Origin of the sequence: Trichococcus alkaliphilus (genome assembly GCF_003008695.1) — a bacterium.
In the GTDB taxonomy this organism is placed as follows: Bacteria; Bacillota; Bacilli; order Lactobacillales; family Aerococcaceae; genus Trichococcus; species Trichococcus alkaliphilus.
Map to the genome: position 1 here is coordinate 256,702 of NZ_PXZT01000003.1, position 20,788 is coordinate 277,489.

The 20,788-nt window shown below is 47.2% G+C and carries 20 protein-coding genes; all 20 read right to left on the reverse strand.

All coding sequences use genetic code 11. From position 1 onward, the window contains the following. Positions 1-4 precede the first annotated feature (4 nt). Positions 5-841, reverse strand: a complete 837-nt coding sequence (lgt, locus tag C7R73_RS04390; RefSeq protein ID WP_106449308.1) for a prolipoprotein diacylglyceryl transferase — start codon at positions 839-841, stop codon at positions 5-7. A 21-nt stretch (positions 842-862) separates the two neighbouring features. After that, positions 863-1,801, reverse strand: coding sequence for an HPr(Ser) kinase/phosphatase (gene hprK / locus C7R73_RS04395; protein ID WP_106449309.1), 939 nt, complete (start codon positions 1,799-1,801; stop codon positions 863-865). 229 nt (positions 1,802-2,030) lie between these two features. Beyond that, positions 2,031-2,375, reverse strand: a complete 345-nt coding sequence (locus C7R73_RS04400) for a phage holin family protein (RefSeq protein ID WP_106449310.1) — start codon at positions 2,373-2,375, stop codon at positions 2,031-2,033. After that, a complete protein-coding gene (locus C7R73_RS04405; protein WP_106449311.1) occupies positions 2,375-2,692 on the reverse strand; it encodes a PspC domain-containing protein in 318 nt (105 codons plus the stop codon). The genes C7R73_RS04400 and C7R73_RS04405 overlap by 1 nt, the downstream gene beginning before the upstream one ends. Positions 2,693-2,733: 41 nt before the next feature. Further along, positions 2,734-4,245 carry a daptomycin-sensing surface protein LiaX gene (liaX, locus tag C7R73_RS04410; protein ID WP_161525861.1) on the reverse strand — a complete coding sequence of 504 codons (1,512 nt, stop codon included), beginning with the start codon at positions 4,243-4,245 and terminating at the stop codon, positions 2,734-2,736. Between the two features lie 209 nt (positions 4,246-4,454). Continuing rightward, the gene (gene uvrA / locus C7R73_RS04415) at positions 4,455-7,304 is read right to left on the reverse strand and encodes an excinuclease ABC subunit UvrA (RefSeq protein WP_106449313.1); all 2,850 of its coding nucleotides are present in this window, start codon (positions 7,302-7,304) and stop codon (positions 4,455-4,457) included. Between the two features lie 105 nt (positions 7,305-7,409). Beyond that, a complete protein-coding gene (locus C7R73_RS04420) occupies positions 7,410-7,757 on the reverse strand; it encodes an ArsR/SmtB family transcription factor (protein ID WP_205076469.1) in 348 nt (115 codons plus the stop codon). Positions 7,758-7,940: 183 nt separating this feature from the next. Further along, positions 7,941-8,609, reverse strand: coding sequence for a phosphate signaling complex protein PhoU (gene phoU / locus C7R73_RS04425; protein ID WP_106449315.1), 669 nt, complete (start codon positions 8,607-8,609; stop codon positions 7,941-7,943). 43 nt (positions 8,610-8,652) lie between these two features. Beyond that, positions 8,653-9,417, reverse strand: a complete 765-nt coding sequence (gene pstB, locus C7R73_RS04430) for a phosphate ABC transporter ATP-binding protein PstB (protein WP_106449316.1) — start codon at positions 9,415-9,417, stop codon at positions 8,653-8,655. Between the two features lie 12 nt (positions 9,418-9,429). Then, positions 9,430-10,236: a phosphate ABC transporter ATP-binding protein PstB gene (gene pstB, locus C7R73_RS04435; RefSeq protein WP_106449317.1), complete on the reverse strand. Its 807-nt coding sequence runs from the start codon at positions 10,234-10,236 to the stop codon at positions 9,430-9,432. 33 nt (positions 10,237-10,269) lie between these two features. Continuing rightward, positions 10,270-11,154 carry a phosphate ABC transporter permease PstA gene (gene pstA, locus C7R73_RS04440; protein ID WP_086629494.1) on the reverse strand — a complete coding sequence of 295 codons (885 nt, stop codon included), beginning with the start codon at positions 11,152-11,154 and terminating at the stop codon, positions 10,270-10,272. Between the two features lie 2 nt (positions 11,155-11,156). After that, positions 11,157-12,074, reverse strand: a complete 918-nt coding sequence (gene pstC, locus C7R73_RS04445) for a phosphate ABC transporter permease subunit PstC (RefSeq protein ID WP_106449386.1) — start codon at positions 12,072-12,074, stop codon at positions 11,157-11,159. Between the two features lie 98 nt (positions 12,075-12,172). Next, positions 12,173-13,033 carry a phosphate ABC transporter substrate-binding protein PstS family protein gene (locus C7R73_RS04450; protein WP_106449318.1) on the reverse strand — a complete coding sequence of 287 codons (861 nt, stop codon included), beginning with the start codon at positions 13,031-13,033 and terminating at the stop codon, positions 12,173-12,175. 376 nt (positions 13,034-13,409) lie between these two features. Next, positions 13,410-14,084 (reverse strand): phosphate signaling complex protein PhoU, encoded by a 675-nt coding sequence (phoU, locus tag C7R73_RS04455; protein ID WP_106449319.1) that lies wholly within the window; start codon positions 14,082-14,084, stop codon positions 13,410-13,412. 66 nt (positions 14,085-14,150) lie between these two features. After that, complete coding sequence (gene pstB, locus C7R73_RS04460) at positions 14,151-14,900, reverse strand: phosphate ABC transporter ATP-binding protein PstB (protein WP_106449387.1); 750 nt, start codon at positions 14,898-14,900, stop codon at positions 14,151-14,153. 50 nt (positions 14,901-14,950) lie between these two features. After that, positions 14,951-15,823, reverse strand: a complete 873-nt coding sequence (pstA, locus tag C7R73_RS04465; protein WP_106449320.1) for a phosphate ABC transporter permease PstA — start codon at positions 15,821-15,823, stop codon at positions 14,951-14,953. After that, on the reverse strand, positions 15,823-16,752 hold the full coding sequence (gene pstC / locus C7R73_RS04470) for a phosphate ABC transporter permease subunit PstC (RefSeq protein WP_106449321.1): 930 nt from the start codon (positions 16,750-16,752) through the stop codon (positions 15,823-15,825). Before pstC (C7R73_RS04470) ends, pstA (C7R73_RS04465) begins: the two co-directional genes overlap by 1 nt. A gap of 86 nt (positions 16,753-16,838) precedes the next feature. Then, the gene (locus C7R73_RS04475) at positions 16,839-17,804 is read right to left on the reverse strand and encodes a PstS family phosphate ABC transporter substrate-binding protein (protein ID WP_205076462.1); all 966 of its coding nucleotides are present in this window, start codon (positions 17,802-17,804) and stop codon (positions 16,839-16,841) included. Between the two features lie 219 nt (positions 17,805-18,023). Further along, the gene (gene pnpS / locus C7R73_RS04480; RefSeq protein ID WP_106449322.1) at positions 18,024-19,784 is read right to left on the reverse strand and encodes a two-component system histidine kinase PnpS; all 1,761 of its coding nucleotides are present in this window, start codon (positions 19,782-19,784) and stop codon (positions 18,024-18,026) included. Next, entirely contained in the window at positions 19,781-20,512 is a 732-nt protein-coding gene (locus tag C7R73_RS04485; protein ID WP_106449323.1) for a response regulator transcription factor, read from the reverse strand. Before C7R73_RS04485 ends, pnpS begins: the two co-directional genes overlap by 4 nt. Between the last annotated feature and the right edge of the window lie 276 nt (positions 20,513-20,788).

Consider the following 20,788-nt stretch of genomic DNA (forward strand, 5'->3'; position numbering starts at 1 on the left):
GATATTATGCTTCCTTTCTGGTGATGTTCGTGTAAAAGGGATCAGGCGGATAATTGTTTCTGCGTCTGTAAGCCCAGACTCCCATCGCTCCGAGGAACAGCAAGATGGACAGCGCCTGCGAAACCCGGATAGGCCCGAAAAGATACAGACTGTCCATGCGCATGCCTTCGATGAAGAACCGGCCGAACGAGTACCACATGACATAAGTGAACATCACTTCACCGACACGCAACAGCTGCTCTTTTCTGCGCAGGATCAGGATCAGCACAAAACCGGCCAATGACCAGAGCGATTCGTACAAGAAGGTCGGGTGGTAATAAATCCCATTGATATTCATCTGTTCAATGATGAATTCGGGCAGGAATAAATTCTCCAAAAAGGTGCGGCTGACTTCCTCACCATGCGCTTCCTGGTTCATGAAGTTCCCCCATCTGCCGATGGATTGCGCAATCAGGACTGCGGGTGCCAAAATATCCATCGTCAATGCAAAAGAAATCCCTTTTCGTTTGGTGTACCAGTAAATCGTCAAAATACCGGCTATCAACGCCCCGTAAATGGCGATGCCACCATTCCAGATCTGAATGATTTCGCCTGGGTTCTGCAAATAATAATCCAATTCAAACAACACATAGTAAATGCGGGCGCCGATGATCCCGATCGGTATCGTCCAGAACATCATGTCGACAATGAAATCCGGGTCCAACCCTTTTTTCTCGGCCTCTTTCGTCGCCAATGCCATGGCAATGAGGATGCCTGCCGCGATGATGACGCCGTACCAACGGATTTCCAACCCACCAAATGACAATGCGACGGGGTTCAATGCGGCTATTAAATTATTCATCTCATTCTCCTTTATGCAAGCCTATTCACCTTTTTGAGCATTTTCTTTTATCAATGCTTCCAAATTTCTTTCGAAAGTCTCAGCGGCATTGTAGCCCATGGTTTTCGCACGGAAATTCATGGCCGCCACTTCGATGATGATGGCAAGATTTCGCCCTGTCTTAACCGGAATCGTGATTTTAGGGATACCGACATCCAGAATGTTCACAATCTCCTCCGTGCTGCCCAGACGTTCAAATTTTTTGTCTTTGCTCCAGAGCTCCAGGTTGACGATCAGATTGACTTCATTGGTCTGTTTGACTGCCCCGGCCCCGAACAGCGTCATCACATCGATGATGCCGATTCCGCGGATTTCGATCAGATGGCGAAGGATGCCCGGTGCCTCACCGATCAGCGTATTTTCATCATGTTGATACAGATCAACGCGATCGTCAGCAACCAGACGGTGTCCTTTTTGGATCAATTCCAAAGCTGTTTCCGACTTTCCGACGCCGCTGTCCCCTGTAATCATGACGCCCATTCCAAAAACATCCACGAAAACCCCGTGCATCGAAACCCGTTCCGCCAACTTGCCTTCAAGGAAATTGGTGATGTTACTGGATACTCTTGTTGTTCTGGATTGTGCCGAAAGAATCGGTATGCCGGCTTCCTGCGCGGCTTTCGTCAATTCTGCAGGTGCCTGCAGCTTGCGTCCGATGACGAAGCAAGGCGTCTCTTTGCTGCAAAGTCGCCTCATGACGATCAGGCGCTCTTCGGCGGTCATCCTCTCGATGAATGTCAATTCCGTTTTCCCCAACAACTGGATACGGGCCGACGGGTAGAAATTAAAGAAACCTGTCAACTCAACGCCGGGTCTGGAGATTTCGCTGGTCGTGATCTTGTTTCCCAAAAATTCTTCTCCGCTCAGTACAATATAACCTGAAGAATCCACTAATTCCTTTACAGTGACTGTATTCGCCATTCTTATCCCTCGCTCTATCATTTAATTTCCTGACCCAAATCGGGCAGGATTTTTTTACATTCTCATCTTGCCGCAAACAATGATTGAATCGCTTGTGGTTTATTGTATTCCTATCCATCATAACATTTTATGGGTGCATACGAAAGTACAAAAAGGCAGCTGAAACAATCGTTTCAACTGCCTTACTTTATGTAATTTGGAGCTAAGTGCCGTAACCGAACCCTCTTGGTTAACGCGCGTCGTCCCTGCTCAGGAACATATGCACGACCGACATGATCAGAGCCACCAGGAATGCTGTGCCGTAGCTTGTGAAGTGGAATCCAGGACCGACCAACCAAGACGTCAGATACAGCATAAATCCATTGATGACGAAGCTGAACAAGCCGAACGTCAGGATTGTGATCGGGAACGAGAGGATCGAAAGCACCGGTTTAATCAGAAAGTTTACAATCCCTAAGATGATGCTGGCCCAAAAAGCTGTCCAAAGGCTATGCACATAGAATGAAGGTGCCATGAAATAAGCCAAAGCGATGAACACTAGCGAGTTGACCGCCGCTTTTTTCCAAAAACCCATCAGAAATCACTCCAGTCATCCTCTTCTTGTTTGTCCACTGGTTTTGCTTCTTTTACAGATCTCGAGGCATCGGAACTGCGGCGGGAAGATGAGGAATCATACGTTCCGCCGAATGATTGTCCGCTGTCGCTTCGGCCCGGTTCAGGCATCAGTACAGCCATCAGGATGTACAGCAACACGGGCGAACCGACTCCCGCAAATACGGCAATCAGAAATACCACACGCACAATCGTTGAGTCGATGCCGAAGTATTCGGAAATACCTCCCAGAACACCGCTGACTTGTCTGTCTGTAGCAGATTTGGTTAATTTTTTCATTTTCGTTCTCTCCTTATGTGTGCCATTTATTGTAGCTATTTTTAGTTATTTTTTAAGAATATGTTTCCTGTTGTTGTCTTTAATTCTACCATAACAGGCGATTCCTCGTCCATTCGTCTGAATTCCAGGTACTTGTTTGTGTGTTCATTTTTTTGGCGGATGATTTCGATATTTTCCATCCGGTTCATGATTTTCCCCAAAGAACTGCTGGCTTTCACTTCTGCGCTTTTGGCAGCAGGCAAGGACAGCTTGACTGACCCGTTGACGGAGCTGGCTTGGATCTGTTTGGCGTTGGTTCCCGGATAGGAAAGTTTCACATCGCCGTTCACAACGGAAACAGTTGCACTGATGACATCACTCTTGATCGTCAGACTGCCGTTGATGGTTTTCGCCAGCACATCCACGATCGTGCTTTCTGAGACATCCAGGTTCCCGTTGACGCCATCCGTCTCCAGCATGATGGCCTTGAGACCTGAAATGACCATATTGCCATTCGTGGATTTGATGTAAAAATCTTTTCCTTCAATGTTTTTCAGGGTCGCATTCCCGTTCAACATCTTGATTGCGACGTAATCGTATTCGCGCTTTGGCAAAGAGACGACGATATCGCATTTCACCCGTTTGTTCGGAACGCGGAAAGTGAATTTATCCTCATCCATCACCAGCGTGCTCCGAGCATCGAACGCTTCCTTCGCTATCGCTTCATCGGTTTTCCCGTAGATTTTCACATCCGCGGCAACCGAAATGGTTTCGCTATCCCAACTCTGCAACGTCACATTGCCGTTTGCCAGTTGGAAATCAAGAATCGTCGCTGTGTTTTGATCGAATGTGAATTCATGCTGGAATTTGCTGGTGATCAATCCAGGGATCTTGATGTTGAAATCAGTATCTTTCCAATCGACATTCTCTACGACCGTTTGCACCGTGTCGGTCAAAAATTTGCTCAGTTGTGCGCCTGCTTTGGTGAGGCGATCTGTGAAATTGGTGGCTGTATCTTTCCATTCCTCTTTATTGCCCAGTTTCTCGCCAAAGGATTTCACGCTGTTTTCCACATGCTCCTTCTTGAGGCCGCGCATTTTTTGTTCCATCTCGACTTTTTCGGCTTCCAGTGCGGCAGCTTGCCCGCGCAGGCCTTCCAGTTCTTCATCCAAGCGCATCAAGGTGATTTCTTGCTCGCCCGTCAAATCGCCCAGTTCATCGGCTGTCGCCAATTCTTGTCTTTTTTCGGCTTTGTCGTTGATCTGTTTTTTCAGCGATTGGAGCGCTTCGCCTTTCGCATCTATCTGAGAGGAGAAATAGGAAATCTCGCTGGCCAGTTCATCCAAAATCTTTTCCAGATTTTTGCGGTCTTCCCGCTCTTGATCGGATGCTTGATCGGTCTGCTCTGTGTATTCTGATGCACTATCGGGTGTATCTGTAAAATCTTGCTGCTGATTCAATTTCACGGCATCTTTTCCCTCACGCTTCGCCAAGTTTTCCAAAAGCACCAAGGCTTCTTCGGTAGTGATGATGCCTTCTCTTACCAACGCCAAAATACGGTCTCTTTCATTCATGGTATTTCCTCCTTGATGGTTATCCATTTATCTATTCACTGACATGGGACAGTTTGCCTATTGCTGATTATCTGTTGCTTATGTACTTATTATGCCCAATTTCTTTTCCCTTGTCATAGGTCTAAAGATTGATTTTCCCTTCAGCAGAAATGACTAGAGGGTAGCATGTACAATAAAAGGCCAACCGGAATCGGCTGGCCTTTCGCTATCTATTTTGTCTTTTTGTTTCTTGCTTTATCCCGTTCCAGAATAGGCTTCAGAAATTGGCCGGTGTAGCTGCCCTTCACTTCGGCGATTTCTTCCGGAGTGCCGGTTGCAAGTACAGTTCCCCCGCCGGCTCCGCCTTCAGGACCCATATCGATGATGTAATCGGCAGTTTTGATTACATCCAGATTGTGTTCGATCACGACGATCGTGTTGCCGGCTTCCACCAAGCGGTCCAAAACCTGCAATAATCTGGCGATATCGTGTGTGTGCAACCCCGTGGTAGGTTCATCCAGTATGTAGAATGTCTTTCCGCTTGAAACGCGTTGCAGTTCACTGGCCAGCTTCATCCGTTGGGCTTCACCGCCGGATAAAGTCGTGGCTGGTTGCCCCAATGTCACATAGCCGAGGCCGACATCTACGATGGTCTGCAGTTTGCGCCTGATTTTAGGGATGGCTTCAAAATAGGCCAAAGCTTCCTCAATCGTCATATCCAAGACTTGGGCGATGTTCTTTCCTTTGTATTGCACTTCCAAAGTTTCGGAATTGTAGCGCGTGCCATGACAGACTTCGCAAGGCACGTAGACATCCGGCAGGAAATGCATTTCGATCTTGAGAATGCCGTCTCCGCGGCAGGCTTCACAACGACCACCCTTGACATTGAAGCTGAAACGGCCTTTTTTATAGCCGCGTATTTTGGCTTCGTTGGTGCTGGCAAAAAGGTCGCGCATGTCATCGAAGACGCTGGTGTAGGTTGCCGGGTTGCTTCGCGGCGTCCGTCCGATCGGGCTTTGGTCGATATCGATGACTTTCTCCAGACCTTCGAACCCGCTGATTGTCTTGAACTTGCCCGGTTTTTCTTTCGTACGGGTCAATTCTTTGGCCAGGGCCGTCTTCAGGACATTATTGACCAAAGAACTCTTCCCTGAACCGGAAACACCGGTGACTGCCACGATTTTACCTAAAGGAAAGGCAGCATCCACATTCTTCAGATTATTTTCAGTGGCGCCGGTGATTTCCACGGCACCTTTGTCTTCTGTCCTTCGTGTCTCCGGAACCGGGATGAACAATTTCCCTGACAGATATTTCCCTGTCAGCGATTTTTTGTTTTTCATGACTTGCTCAGGTGTACCGGCAGCCACGATTTCGCCGCCGAGTTCACCAGCACCCGGTCCGATATCGATCAGATAATCCGCCTGCATCATCGTGTCTTCATCATGTTCCACAACGATCAACGTGTTGCCAAGGTCGCGCATATTTTTCATCGATTCGATCAACCGATTGTTGTCGCGCTGGTGCAACCCGATGGATGGCTCATCCAAAATGTAGAGCACACCGGACAGATTGGAGCCTATTTGCGTCGCCAAGCGGATCCGCTGCGCTTCCCCACCGGAAAGTGTGCCCGCCGTCCGGCTCAAGGTCAAGTAGTCGAGGCCGACGTTCTTCAGGAAAGTCAATCGGGACAAAATTTCCTTCAGGATAGGCGCGGCAATCTGCTTCTCTTGTTCCGAAAGGGAAATCTCCTCGAAGAAAGCGACCGCATTCTCGATGGAAAACTCCGTGACTTGACCGATGTCGTGTTGGGCCACCTTCACGGACAGGGCTTGCTCATTCAAACGATAGCCATGGCAAGTGTGGCAAGGCAGCTCGGTCATGTATTGGCGCATCGCTTCGCGCGTAAAATCGCTCGATGTCTCTTTGTAGCGTCGATTGACATTGGTGATGACCCCTTCAAAAGGGATATCGACATCCCGGACACCGCCGAATTCATTCTGGTAATGGAAATGGAACAATTCGCCTCCAGCACCATAGAGCAGTTTCTGCTGGGTATCGGTGCTTAGTTCGACGTACGGAAGGTCCATATCGATCCCGTTCTGCACACAAAATTGGCGCAGCATTTCCGGGTAGTAATTCGAGCTGATCGGGTTCCAAGGCACCAGCGCCCCTTCATTCAGGGAAAGCTGTTTATCCTGAACGATTAAGTCAGGATCGACTTCCAATTTCATCCCCAGCCCATCACATTCGGAACAGGCTCCATAAGGCGCGTTGAAAGAAAACAGGCGCGGTTCGATCTCACCGATCGTAAATCCGCAATAGGGACAGGCGTGGTGTTCGCTGAACAAAAGCTCTTCACTGCCGATGACATCAACGATGGCGTATCCATCGGCCAAATGCAACGCGGCTTCGATCGAATCGAAGATCCGCGAACGGATACCCTCCTTGATGACCAGCCGATCGACAACGATCGCGATGTCATGTTTTTTATTCTTTTCCAATTCAATGTCTTCGGAAACATCAAACAATTCCCCATCGACGCGGAGGCGGACGTAGCCTTGCTTCTTGATATCCTCGAACACTTTTTTGTGTTGCCCTTTTTTCCCTTTGATGATCGGTGCCAGTATCTGCAGTTTCGTGCGTTCCGGCAGCTCCAGAACCTGATTCACCATCTGTTCGGGCGATTGGCTGCTGATTGGCGTGCCATCATTCGGACAAATCGGATGCCCGACACGTGCAAAAAGCAGGCGCAGGAAATCGTTGACTTCCGTAACTGTGCCGACTGTTGAACGCGGATTGCGGTTCGTCGTCTTTTGATCGATCGCAATCGCCGGGCTCAGGCCATCGATACTGTCCACGTCCGGTTTGTCCATCTGGCCCAAAAACTGGCGCGCATAGGCGGAGAGGCTTTCCACATAACGTCTTTGCCCTTCCGCGTAAAGCGTATCGAAAGCCAACGAGCTCTTGCCCGATCCGGAAAGGCCGGTCATGACGACAAGTTTGTCTCTCGGGATGGTGACATCTATATTCTTCAAATTGTGCGAACGGGCTCCCCGTACGATGATTTGGTCTTTTGCCATATTTTCAGATCCTTCTTTGACTTATTCTTTGGTTTTCGTCTGCTTCCTAATTGTCTGTAGTATACCATATCCAAGGCTAAAAAGAACATTAGTTCGCACGGATGTTCAAGTCTCTTTCTTGTCTGCTGCGGCTGTATCAGCCTCTTTATGTCCATCATCCCTGCCGTGTTCGGCATGTTCGACAGCCAAATGCAGAATTGCGTAGACATGCTGATCGTCTTGACTGTAGAGGATATTTTTTCCGCTTCTTCTGCTTTTTACCAACTTTGCTTCCCGTAGCTTTTTCAGCTGGTGCGAAACTGCCGATTGCTCCAATTCCAGTTCCTCTGCGATGGCATTTACGTTCAGTTCCCGGTTTTCCAATACATGGAGAATCAAAAAACGGGTCGGATCGCCGATCAATTTGAATATTTTCGTAACTGCTTGTATCGTTTCTGTATTCAAGTCTGACATCATCTCACTTAGTCTCCTGTTCCTTACTTCAATCCTTATTTTAGCAAATTCATCCGTTCTATGAAAGCTATTGCCCTTGCTGTCGAAATCAAGCAGCTGCAAGCAAACTGCCTTGGCTTAAGAACTGACTGACCCAGAAAAAAAGCGTTGCAACACCGCTTGGGCATCGCAACGCTTTCCTCATTAAATTTTATGGTGGACATTCAGTTCTACGACTTCTCCGGAATCCAAGTAAATGATCCACTCGGAGATATTCGTTACATAATCGCCTATTCTTTCCAAATAAGTCGAAATGCGCATGTAATTGGTCCCTCCGAAAATGATGTCAGGATCCTGTTTCATATGCTCGATGCAGCTTTCGTAGATATTTTTTGCACGTTCATCTATTTCTGTATCCCTGGATGCAATCTCGCGTGCCCGTTCAACATCCATTACAACGTAAGCATCCAGAACTTCCCTTACCATCGCCATGACCATCAAGGCAGCTTCCGCGATAGCTGTTTCGATATCGGCATCATGCTTGGTGCCTTTCACTTTGATCGTCGACTTTGCGATACTGACAGCATGATCGCCAATCCGCTCTAGATCCGCACTGGCTTTCATCACGGTTACGATTTTGCGCAAGTCAGTGGTGACCGGCTGTTGCAAGGCTATCAATTCGAAACATTCGAGCTCCAACTCGTTCTCCAATGCATTGATGGCTGCATCTTCATCAATGACTTGCTGCGCTAATTCTTTGTCGTGCGTGACAAAAGCATCCACTGATTTCTGGATCGCTTCATTGACCAACACACCCATCTTCAAAAAGTGAGCGTGCAAACTCTTTAATTCCTCTTCAAACACTCGTCTCATCACAAACCAACCCCTTTGTAAATATTTTTCATTATGCAACGGATCAGCCGAAACGTCCAGAAATATAATCTTCCGTTTGTTTTTCCTTTGGATTGGTGAAGATTTGGCTCGTTTCACCGAATTCAATCAATTCTCCGCTCAAGAAAAAGGCAGTATTATCAGAAATCCGCGATGCTTGTTGCATATTGTGCGTAACAATGATCATCGTGTACTCGTTTTTCAATTCCATAAGCATCCGTTCGATCTGAGCGCTGGAAATCGGATCCAACGCACTCGTCGGTTCATCCAACAAAATGACTTCAGGTTCGATCGCCAAGACCCGGGCGATACAGACACGTTGCTGCTGACCGCCTGACAAAGATAAGGCGCTCTGATCCAATTTATCTTTGACATCATCCCAGACAGCTGCTTTCTTCAGGCTTTCTTCCACGATCCGGGCGATTTTTTCCTTGTCCTTCATCCCGGCGATGCGCAAGCCATACGCCACATTATCGAATACCGAAAAGGGGAACGGATTCGGCTGTTGGAAAACCATGCCGACCTTTTTCCGCAACTCTACGGTGTCCATCTGCGGACTGTAGATATCCTGACCATTGAAACTGATTTTCCCGGTGACCGTCACATCCGGAATCAGATCGTTCATGCGATTCAACGTCCTTAAGTAGGTGGATTTTCCGCATCCGCTCGGCCCGATCAGAGCCGTAATTTCTTTTTTATGAAAATCAAGCGAAATGCCCTTCAACGCTTCGTTCTTTCCGTAATATAAATGTACATCACGCGTTTCAATAATGGGTTTTGTGCTGTTCACGTTGCTTTCCTCCTAGCCGAAATGCCCAGAAACATAATCTTCCGTCTGTTGAATCTTCGGACGGGTAAAGATTTTTCTGGTCTCATCATATTCAATGACATTGCCCAAATAGAAGAACGCCGTATAGTCACTGATCCGCGATGCTTGTTGCATATTATGTGTAACAATGATAATCGTATACTTTTCTTTCAACTCCAGCAAGGTTTCTTCGACTTGAGAAGTCGATATCGGATCCAACGCGCTGGCAGGTTCATCCAAAAGCAGGATATCCGGTTTCAGTGCGATCGCGCGTGCGATGCAGAGACGTTGCTGTTGTCCGCCAGAGAGCGCTAAGGCGCTTTTGTTCAATTGGTCCTTCACTTGGTCCCAAAGGGCAGCTTGTTTCAAGCTGGTTTCGACGATTTCATCCAATGCCGACTTATCTTTCATGCCATGCCTTCTCAGCGCAAAAGCGATATTCTCATAAATCGATTTGCTGAAAGGATTCGGTCTTTGGAATACCATCCCGATATTTTTCCGCACTTCGAATACATCGACTTCAGCTACGTTCACATCAATGCCTTGGTAAATGATTTCCCCAGTCACTTTTGCGCCGGGAACAGCGTCGTTCATCCGGTTCAGCGAACGAAGATAAGTGGATTTCCCGCACCCGCTCGGTCCGATCAGCGAGGTGATTTTATTCTTTTCAAATTCCATGGAAACGCCTTTGATTGCTTCAAAATCGCCATAATGAACATGCAGATCATTTGTCTTCAGGGCAACTTCAGCCTCAGGACGCATCCGGATGATATTCGTTTCCAGTGTCTTTTCATTCCCCATCAAGGGTCCCTCCTTCAAATCAATTTTCCGGTTCTATGCTGAAGTAGCCTTCTTCTGCAATCTTCTGCCCAAACTTCTGGCAGTCAGATTGAAGATGAGGACCGCCAACACCAGTACTGCTGAGGCACCAGCGGATACTTGCGCTCCATCCGGTTTCACGCCTTCACTGTTGATTTTCCAAATGTGCACAGCCAATGTTTCAGCAGGCCGGAAAATATTCAACGGACTTGTGATGGATTGCGGATTCCAGTTTGTAAAATCCAAAGCCGGAGCGCTCTGCCCAGCTGTATAGATCAATGCGGCTGCTTCACCGAAAATACGGCCCGCAGCCAAAATCATCCCGGTCAGAATACCCGGCAAAGCAGCTGGCAGAATGATCAGCGTGACTGTCTCCCAACGGGAAAGCCCCAACGCCAATCCAGCTTCACGCTGGGAAGACGGGATCGCCCGCAAGGAATCTTCAATCGTCCGCGTCAAAAGCGGCAGATTGAAGATGGTCAGGGACAAGGCTCCCGAAAGGATCGAGAAGCCAAAACCATACTGGATGACGAAGATCAGAAATCCGAAGAGACCGACTACAACAGACGGTAAGGAACTCAAAACTTCGATAGCAGTACGGATGATGTCGGTAAACCAATTTTGAGGTGCATATTCCGAAAGGTAAATCGCCGCTCCCAGTGCAAGAGGCGTGCTGATCAGCAGCGTCAGGACCAATAGGTAAAAGGAATTGAATAACTGCACTCCGATTCCGCCGCCTACCTGAAAGGATTTTGCCGGAGCCGTCAGAAATTCCCATGAGAACTGGGGCAGGCCGCGCCATAGAATAAAGAGCAGTAGACTTGCCAAGATAAGGATGATCGTTCCGGAAAATAAATAAATCAGGCCGACCATAAATTTGTCTACTTTTTTGGGATTCATGTTCATTTTTTAACGGCTCCTTTCTTACCGATGTAGCGTGTCAAAATATTGAAGAATAAAGCCATCAACAGGAGGATGGTCGCCAATGACCAGAGGACATTGTTTTCCAGGGTTCCCATCACGGTGTTCCCCATGCTCATCGTCAAAATACTTGTCAATGTTGAAGCCGGCGTCACCAGGCTATTCGGCATCAACGTTGCATTCCCGATGACCATTTGAACCGCCAAGGCTTCTCCGAACGCTCGCGCCATCCCGAAGACGACCGCAGTCATAAGGCCTGGGGTAGCTGCCCGCAAAACCACCTTATAGATGGTCTGCCAGCGCGTCCCACCCATAGCAAGGGAAGCTTCCCGGTAATGACGGGGGACTGCGTTCAACGCATCCACTGACATGCTGGTCACGGTCGGCAAAATCATGACGAACAGGACCAAGGTGGAAGAAAGAATACCGAATCCGGTACCGCCGAACAACGAGCGGACAAACGGCACTACAACCGTCAAGCCGATGAATCCATATACAACAGACGGAATACCAACCAACAGTTCGATGACTGGCTGCAGTATTTTTTTCCCGGATTTCGGTGAAATTTCCGTCATGAACAAGGCTGCAGCCACGGCAAACGGCGTTGCCAAAGCTGCGGAAATCAAGGTGACCAAAAATGAGCCAGCGATCATCGGCAAGGCGCCGACCAACGGGGTGCCGTCATCAGCGACGGTACCGGGGTTCCAGATGCTTTTCGTCAAAAAATCCCCTAGCGATACGCCATCCGTAACAAAGGTGGATATCCCTTTGCTGGTGACAAAATATAGAATGGACAGCACAATGAAGACGATGACTGCCGTGCTGATCAGACTGATGGTGCGTCCAAATGATTCCAATCTGCGTTTACTTGACTTTTTCATTAAGTTTCCTGGTGTCATTTCCAAGAGAAACCCTCCTCTTAAACTTTGAGCCGCAACGAAAGGCGCCGTCCTCCGAAAAGGCGAAGCCTTTCATCACAATGATATTTCAGTTGCTGTTATTCGATCGGTGTTACGTTTCCTTCAATGTCCCTATCGACCTTCATTTGCGTCGAAGGAATATATCCCAATGCTTCGATCAGATTGCCTTGCACTTCTTCCGACAGCATGTAATCCAGGAATTCTTTCGTCAATCCCGTCGGTTCACCATTCGTGTACATATGTTCATATGCCCAGATGACCCATTCGTTTGTCGCAACGTTCTCTGGTGTTGGCTCTACCCCATCGATGGAAAGCGCCTCGACATCTTCGTTGACGTACGAGAACGATACATAGCTGATGGTGCCTGGTGTTGAAGCAACGATCTGACGGACTGTTCCGTTAGATTCTTGCTCTTGGGTGATGATGCTTTCTTCTCCGGCCAGAACCCATTTATCGAATGTCGCCCTGGTCCCGCTGCCCTTCGCACGGTTCAAAACGACGATCGGCAGATCCTTTCCGCCCAATTCGGACCAATTGCTGTATTTGCCGGTAAAGATGCCGCGCAACTCTTCCATGGAAAGATCCGTTACACCGACGCCAGGCGTCACGATAGGCGTAATCCCGACGATGGCGACACGATGGTCCACCAATTGGCTGGCATCGATCCCTTCCCTCTCTTCGGCAAAAATATCCGAATTGCCGATGTCTACCGCACCTGCGGCGATTTGGCTCAAGCCGGTTCCGGTACCGCCGCCTTGGACATTGACGAATTTACCCAGATTTTCCGCGCTGAATTGTTCCCCTGCTGCCTCGACTAGCGGTTGCAGCGCAGAAGAGCCGACCGCGGTGATGGATTCCTCATCGACTACAGGTCCGCAGGCAGATAGCGCAAAAACGGCAGCGAGACTGACTATGGCTGAAACGTATCTTAATTTCATTGTGTACCTCCCATGTATTTACCTTGAACACATACTTATCCATCGTAACGAATGTTTGTAAATGTTTCGTATCTCTTTTGTAAATTTTATGTAAATCCACCATATATTTTATTGATGGAACATTGTAACGTTGATTTTACGTTATTTTTCTGTAAATTTACTCTACGATTATCCATATTATAACAAATTGCCGGAACGCTTGTCTTACATATAGCACAGAAATATTTATTACATTTTCATGAGTGTTTTCAATCAGCCACTTCTGGCTGCCCTTACTGAATAAAGCAAAAAAAAAGCCGGGAAGATGCCGCACAATCGGGTTTGATTGCGCGTTCTTCCTGGCTTCAGCATTTCTCATCCTGCATTCATAAATCTGTCAGTCTTCGAACTTGTTGTTTGTGTTCAATTCGATGATTTTCCCTGTACCCAAATAAATGATCCATTCACAAATATTTGTTACATAATCGCCGATCCGCTCGAGATAGCCGGCAACCATGATGTAGTCGGTCGCTCCCAGAACCAGCTCCGGATCAAGCTTCATCTCTTCGATGGCGCGTCCGTAGATATGTTCGGCGGCCTGATCGACCAGTTTATCGCTTAGAGCAACTGTTTTTGCTTTTTCGATGTCCGTTTTGATGTAGGCTGCAAGTACTTCCTCCACCATGACTTTCACTTTTTCTGATTGCTCTGCTATCGCTGCTTCGATATCGGAATTGCGCTTATTGCCTTTAACACGGATAGTCGACTTCGCAATACTCACGGCGTGATCTGCCATACGCTCCAGATCCGCGCATGCCTTCATGATGGTAACGATTCTGCGGAGGTTACCAGTGACTGGCTGATGCAACGCGATCAATTCAAAGCATCTTTTCTCGATTTCCGCTTCTCTTTGGTTGATGACGATATCACTCGCTATCACTTCTGCAGCAAGCTCTTTATCATGATTCACAAAACCTTTAACAGATATGTAGATTGCTTCATTCACCATTTTCCCCATTTCAGAGAAAAGTACGTGCAAATCCTGCAATTCTTCTTCAAAAATCTTTCTCATCTTTTCGCCCCCTGTTACAAGTCATTATGCATCACAGTGCATCTCTTATCCCATTATAGCCCAGTCTTACCCGAATTTGCCAGAGATATAATCATCTGTGCGTTTGTCATTCGGATTGGAGTAAATGATTTCCGTCTTATCATATTCTACCACTTCTCCATTTAAAAAGAAGGCCGTTTGGTCCGAAATCCGGGCTGCCTGCTGCATATTATGGGTAACGATGATGATGCTGTAGTCTTTTTTCAAAGTCTGGATAAGGTCTTCGACTTTGGACGTCGAAATAGGATCCAATGCGGAAGTCGGCTCATCCATCAAAAGGACTTCCGGTTCCACCGCCAGACTCCTGGCGATGCACAAACGTTGTTGTTGCCCACCGGATAACCCAAAGGCATTCTGCTTCAGACGATCTTTTACTTCATCCCAAAGAGCTGCACCTTTCAAACTTTTTTCAACAATCTCGTCCAAAATGGTTTTATCTTTGATGCCATGGATTTTAGGCCCGTATGCGATATTTTCATAGATCGATTTTGGGAAAGGGTTCGGCTTTTGGAAGACCATCCCCACATCCGTACGCAGCTGTTCCACTTTGTATCTTGGATCAAAAATGTTTTGTTCATTATAATTGATTGATCCCGTCATTTTTACGCTTGGAACCAACTCGACCATCCGATTCAAGGTTTTGATGAAAGTGGACTTGCCGCATCCTGATGGTCCGATGATCGCCGTGACTTCTTTCGTTGGAATATCAAGTTGGATGTTTTTCAGGGCGTGTGTATCCCCGTACCATAAGTTGAAATCTTTCACGCTGTAAATCATTTTTTTATCTTTTAAGCTCACTTCTGGATTCAAATGAGTACCCTCCTAATTTAATAACGCTTCGAGAATTTATTGCGGATATAGATTGCCAATGAGTTCATGATGACCAACATAAGCATCAAGACAATACTTCCTGCTGCAGCGACCGCCTGGAATTCTTCTTGGGGACGTCCTGCCCAGTTGAAGATTTGGATCGGCATTGCCGTGAAACCGGATAAGATGCTTTCCGGAACATAGGCAATAAAGGTCATCGCTCCGATCATCAACAGCGGTGCAGTCTCCCCGACCGCCCTTGAAAGAGCCAATATCGATCCAGTAAGGATGCCGGGCACAGCTGCCGGAAGAACGACTGTACGAATCGTCTGCCATTTGGTGGCACCCATCGCATAAGAGGCCTCATATTGTTCCTTTGGAATGGCGCGAATCGCTTCTTGGCTGGAAACAACAATTACAGGCAAAATCATCAAGCTCATGGTCAAACCGCCCGCTAAGACGCTTCGGCCCATTTCCAGCAAGCGGACGAATACAGTCAGCCCCAGGAGCCCGAAAACAATGGATGGCACGCCGGAAAGATTCGAAATGTTCAACTCGATGAAGTGCGTAAATTTATTATCTGGAGCATATTCCTCAAGATAGATCGCCGTTCCGACACCCAGAATGAGTGATACTGGAGCGACAATGGCCATGATCCAGACGGTACCATAGATGGCGGCTTTGATACCGGCATCTTCCGGTCTTCTTGATGCATAATTGCTCAAGAAATCCCAATCAAGATAGCTGGCTCCTTGCGAGACGATCCGCATGACCAGGATAGCCAAGACGACGATACCAAAAAAGGTGGCGAGAAAAAAAAGTCCTTTGAATAAATTGTTAAGCATCAGCCGGTTGTTGATTCTTTTGTTGTTCTTCTCTACTAATTTCATCAATATTCCTCCCTAAAACGACGAGACACATAATTCGCCAACAGGTTCATCAGCAAGGTGAAGAGGAACAAGGTCATCCCTACTGCATAGATGCTGTAGTAAATGGTTGAACCATATGTGGCATCCCCCATGCTGACCTGGACGATGTAGGAAGTCATCGTCTGGATGGATTCTGTTACATCAAGCGTAAATTTAGGCGTGGAGCCAGCAGCTGTGGATACGATCATCGTTTCGCCAACCGCACGCGAGATTCCCAATACAATGGATGAGATGATCCCTGACAAGGACCCCGGTAAAATGACTTTCAGCGCCACTTCCAAACGGGTAGCCCCCAAAGCTAAGGCCCCCTCACGCATGGCGTTCGGCACAGCGCCCATCGCTTCTTCCGACAAGGACGTGATCTGCGGGATGATCATGATCCCCACGACAATACCAGGGCTCAGCGCATTGAATATCGGCAAGTTCGGGATAACTGTCTGCAGCAATGGGGTAACGAACGTCAAGGCGAACAGCCCGTAAACTACCGTAGGAACCCCGGCCAAAACCTCCAGAACCGGCTTGACGATTTTTCTGGTCCGTTCGGTTGCGTATTCGCTCAAATAGATGGCTGAGGCCAAGCCAAGCGGCACGGCTACGAGCATCGCAATGCCTGCTATCAAGAATGTTCCACTCAATAACGGCAAAATCCCAAAACTGGGATCATTTTTGAAGAAAGGATACCACTCTCTTCCGGTAAGGAATTCCAGGATCGGAACATCATTGAAAAACGTGAACGTTTCTTTCGCCAATGTGAACACAATCCCGAATGTCGTCAGGATCGAAATGATCGCACAGACCAGAAAAAAAAGAGGCATTGCTTTTTCTGTAAATTGCAAAGATTTTTGTCGTGAACTTTTTTCGTTCATCAAGTCTTTGACAGATTTGGACATATTGATTCTCCTCTAATAAAGATGAGATGCAAGGGAAGCACAACGCTCGCTTCCCTTACATCCCTTAGTTATTTATTTGGTTTTGTTTATTTTAAGCCTTCCAATGTAGTCAAAGCTGCTTCATACGTTTCAGCCGGTAGTGCTACATAGCCAACTTCAGCTGCCATTTCGGCTGCCATTTCCAATGTGTATTTCGTGAACTCGTAGACATTTTCATTTTTCAATGACTCGTTCTTCACGTAGATGAACAATGGGCGAGATAGCGGCTCATAAGATCCATCTTGAACTGTTGTGTCGTTTGGTGTGACTGCAACGCCTTCACCGTTTACGATCGGAACAGCCTTGACGATGTCACTGTTTTCCAGGAAGTATGCATATCCGAAGTACCCGATAGCATTTGCGGATCCGGAAACACCTTGTACCAAGACATTGTCATCTTCAGATAATGAAGCTACTTTGTTGATTTGTTCGCCATCCAAGATCACTTCATCAAAGTAATCGTACGTTCCTGAGTCAGTACCTGGGCTGAACAACTCGATTTTTTCTTCCGGCCAGCCTTCACGGACATCCGCCCATGTTTCTACGCCGGTTCCTTCTGTCCAGATCATTGCTAATTCTTCGATAGTCAATTGATCTACCCAGTCGTTCTCGCTGTTAACAACTACTGTCAAGCCATCCAAGGCAATTTGGAACTCCGTATATTCGATGCCGGCTTCTTCCAACAAGGCGATTTCTTCGTCTTTGATCGGACGTGAAGCATTACTGATGTCTGTTTCGCCTGCAATGAATTTCTCAAATCCGCCACCCGTACCGGATACACCGATAGTCGCTCTGAGGTCTGGATTTACGATTGAAAATTCTTCTGCTACTGCTTCCATGATCGGGAATACTGTGGAAGATCCATCTACTAAGATATCGTTGCTTGCAGTTGTGCTTTCTGTTGCCGCACCGCTTTCTGTTGCTGCGTCTCCTCCGTCACCATTGCCGCAAGCCGCCAATGTAGCGCCGATAGTTAAAGCCATTGCGAATTTAGATAATTTGCCAAAGTTCATTTTTTACCATCCTTTATGTTGAGGTTATTTGAACGTCATTGCCTGTTCACAACCCTAATATTAACGGTCTTTTGTTAATTTCCTTGCGGTTTCGTGTAAAGTTTTTGTTGAGTTGCCCTCTTTTTTGTAAATGTTTTGTAAACAAGCCCTCAGAATCCCAGCAAAAAAGCTTTACAGACGCGTTTCTCGCCTGTAAAGCTTTTGTATTTGAATCCATTCTTATAGGGGCAACGTCACTGTAAAGGTCGTCCCTTTCCCCTGCTTGCTTGCTACAGTCACCGTTCCGTTCATGTTTTCAACCAAATACTTCACGATCGACAAGCCTAATCCGGTACCTCCGGAGTTGCGGCTCCGGGCTCTGTCGACGCGATAGAAGCGTTCAAAAACTCTTCCCAGATCGGCTTCCGGTATCCCGATGCCATTATCGGCAACGTGAAGATGCACTTGTTCTGCCATCCTCTCGACTGTGACCGTAATATGCCCTCCGGCTTGCGTATAGACTACGGCATTGTTGATCAGATTCGCCAGTATTTGCTTCAAGCGGTTCGGATCCGTATGCAAGGTGACGAAATCCTTTTCCACTAATTCCAGCGTCATGTTCTTTTCTTTGACTTTCTGATCGACCAACTGGAATGTCGCCAGCACCGCTTCCGAAACGTTCACTTCTTCCACTGTGAGCGGAACTTGGCGCTGCTCCAACTTGGATAACTCCAATATATCATTCACCAAAAGATTTAACCTTGTACTTTCGGATAAGATGATCTCCAAAAATTGCTTCAGGATGACGGGATTTTCCATTGCACCGTCCAACAATGTTTCGGCAAATCCTTTCAAAGCAGTGATAGGAGTCCGGAGCTCATGGGATGCATTCGCAACAAAGTCGGTGCGGACTTTTTCCAATCGCCGGATTTCGCTTATATCGTAGAGGAGGACGATCAGGTTCATTTCGCCAGGCTTCTTGCTTGTGATCGGAACGATATTGGCATCGACTACCCTATCTTTTGGATAATAAAAGTAGATTTCGTCATTCTGCGGCTCTCTGTATGTGTACGCTCGTTCAATCATATGGCTGAGCCCATAACTGCTTACTGCCTCAACATAGGATTGGCCGACCAATGATTCTTCGCTTTCGCTCAATATTTCCTGCATAGCAGCATTGACCATTGTGATTTCCTTGTTTTCATCCAAAAGCATCACGCCGATAACAAGATGGTTGATCAACCCCGTAAGGCGTTCATCATTTTGCTTGATCTCGTTCATTTGATTATCCAGACTCTCGGCAAGCTCATTGATGGTTTCCCCCAATTTCTGGAAATCGCCGAAGCCTCTCCCTTTATACCGCGCATCATATTGGTGGTCGGAAAGCTTTTTGGCAACATCCATAACGGCATCAATCGGTCTGCCGATACGTTTCGTCAAAGCATAGGTGAGTATGAACGCTACCACCAAAGCCAATAGGATAAAAACGTAAAGGGACTGTTCAATGCGTTGGCTGACCGTCAAGGCGCTCAGTGGTCTGGATAATCGGATAATCGCAACGATGGTGCCTGCCTCATCATAGATGGGTACAGCTACATAATACAACTCCTGATTGGTGCTTTCGCTCTTTCGCTGACCTGTTCCGTAAGCCTCCCCGGAAAGAACCTCCTGGATTTCTTCCCGTCGCAGATGATTCTCCAAGTTAACTGTAGTGATCTGCGAATCATAAAGAACAACCCCATCAGTATCGACCAAAGTAATCCTGTCTTCCGTGAAAGCATCGAGTTTATCCAACTCTGCTTCAACAAAAAACCAATCACTGCCATCCGTGCTGTTTTGGAGCAGTGTACCCACTATTTGAGTCTGTTCAACAAGCAGCTCACTGTGCAAGTTCCGCGTATAATTCCCTAACACTGTCTCCAGAAATATTCCGAAAGCCACACTGAAAAGCGCGAAGATCAGCACAAATGTGGCAAGCATCCGCAACTGCAGTTGCTTCATGGCTTAGCTACCTCGAATTTATACCCGAAGCCTCGGACCGTACGGATGTATTGCGGATTTTTGGTATCTTTTTCGATTTTTTCGCGGAGATGGCTGATGTGCACATCAACGATGCGCGTTTCTCCCGCGTAATCAAAATTCCAGATGGCGTTCAACAACTGTTCCCGGCTCAGGATGCGATTGGCACGCTTCGCCATGTAAAGCAACAATTCAAATTCTTTCGGCGTTATTTCAATCAATGCTCCATCAACATGGACCTCATATAATTGCGGGAAAATAGTGATTTCGCCCACTTCAATTTTTTCTGTCTCATCTTCCGGTAGTTCCTGTTGGGCAGTCGTAACCGGTTCAGCCGGAACAGCTTTGTTTGTTCTTCTTAAGATAGCTTTCATCCTGGCCAATACTTCGCGGGGGCTGAAAGGCTTCGTCATATAGTCATCCGCCCCCAACTCAAGTCCGATGATCTTCTCCAATTCATCATCCTTCGCTGTCAAAATCATGATCGGTGTATCAAATTTTTCCTGTCTCAGACGTTTACAGATATCCATTCCGTCCATTGACGGCAGCATCAGGTCCAAAATGATGAAGTCAAAAGGATTCGAGATGGCCAAACGGTAGCCTTCCGCTCCGTCGGTGGCAGTTGTCACCTCGTAGCCGTCTTTTTCCAAGTTGAAAGCCAACAATGTAACGATGGATGGTTCATCATCCACTAGCAAAACCTTTTTCATGTTTCCTCCTCCGACCGATTGGGGTCCGGGATGGCGAATGCCATCCCATGTATTTTACGAATGTACGTATTCTGAGCCCCTCAGCTTCCTGTTCGGCTCGCTTCCTTTTCAGCATACTAAAAATGTTGGAAAACGGCAATTCAGATTTCACCGGCTGATTTTTGTTTCTCAAACCAGTAGACTCCAAAAAGTGCGCTGTACAGGAGATTCTGTCCGGTTCCGGGGAAATATTCGAGAGTAAAAATAATAATTAAAGCTTGTCTTTTTTTCGGGCAA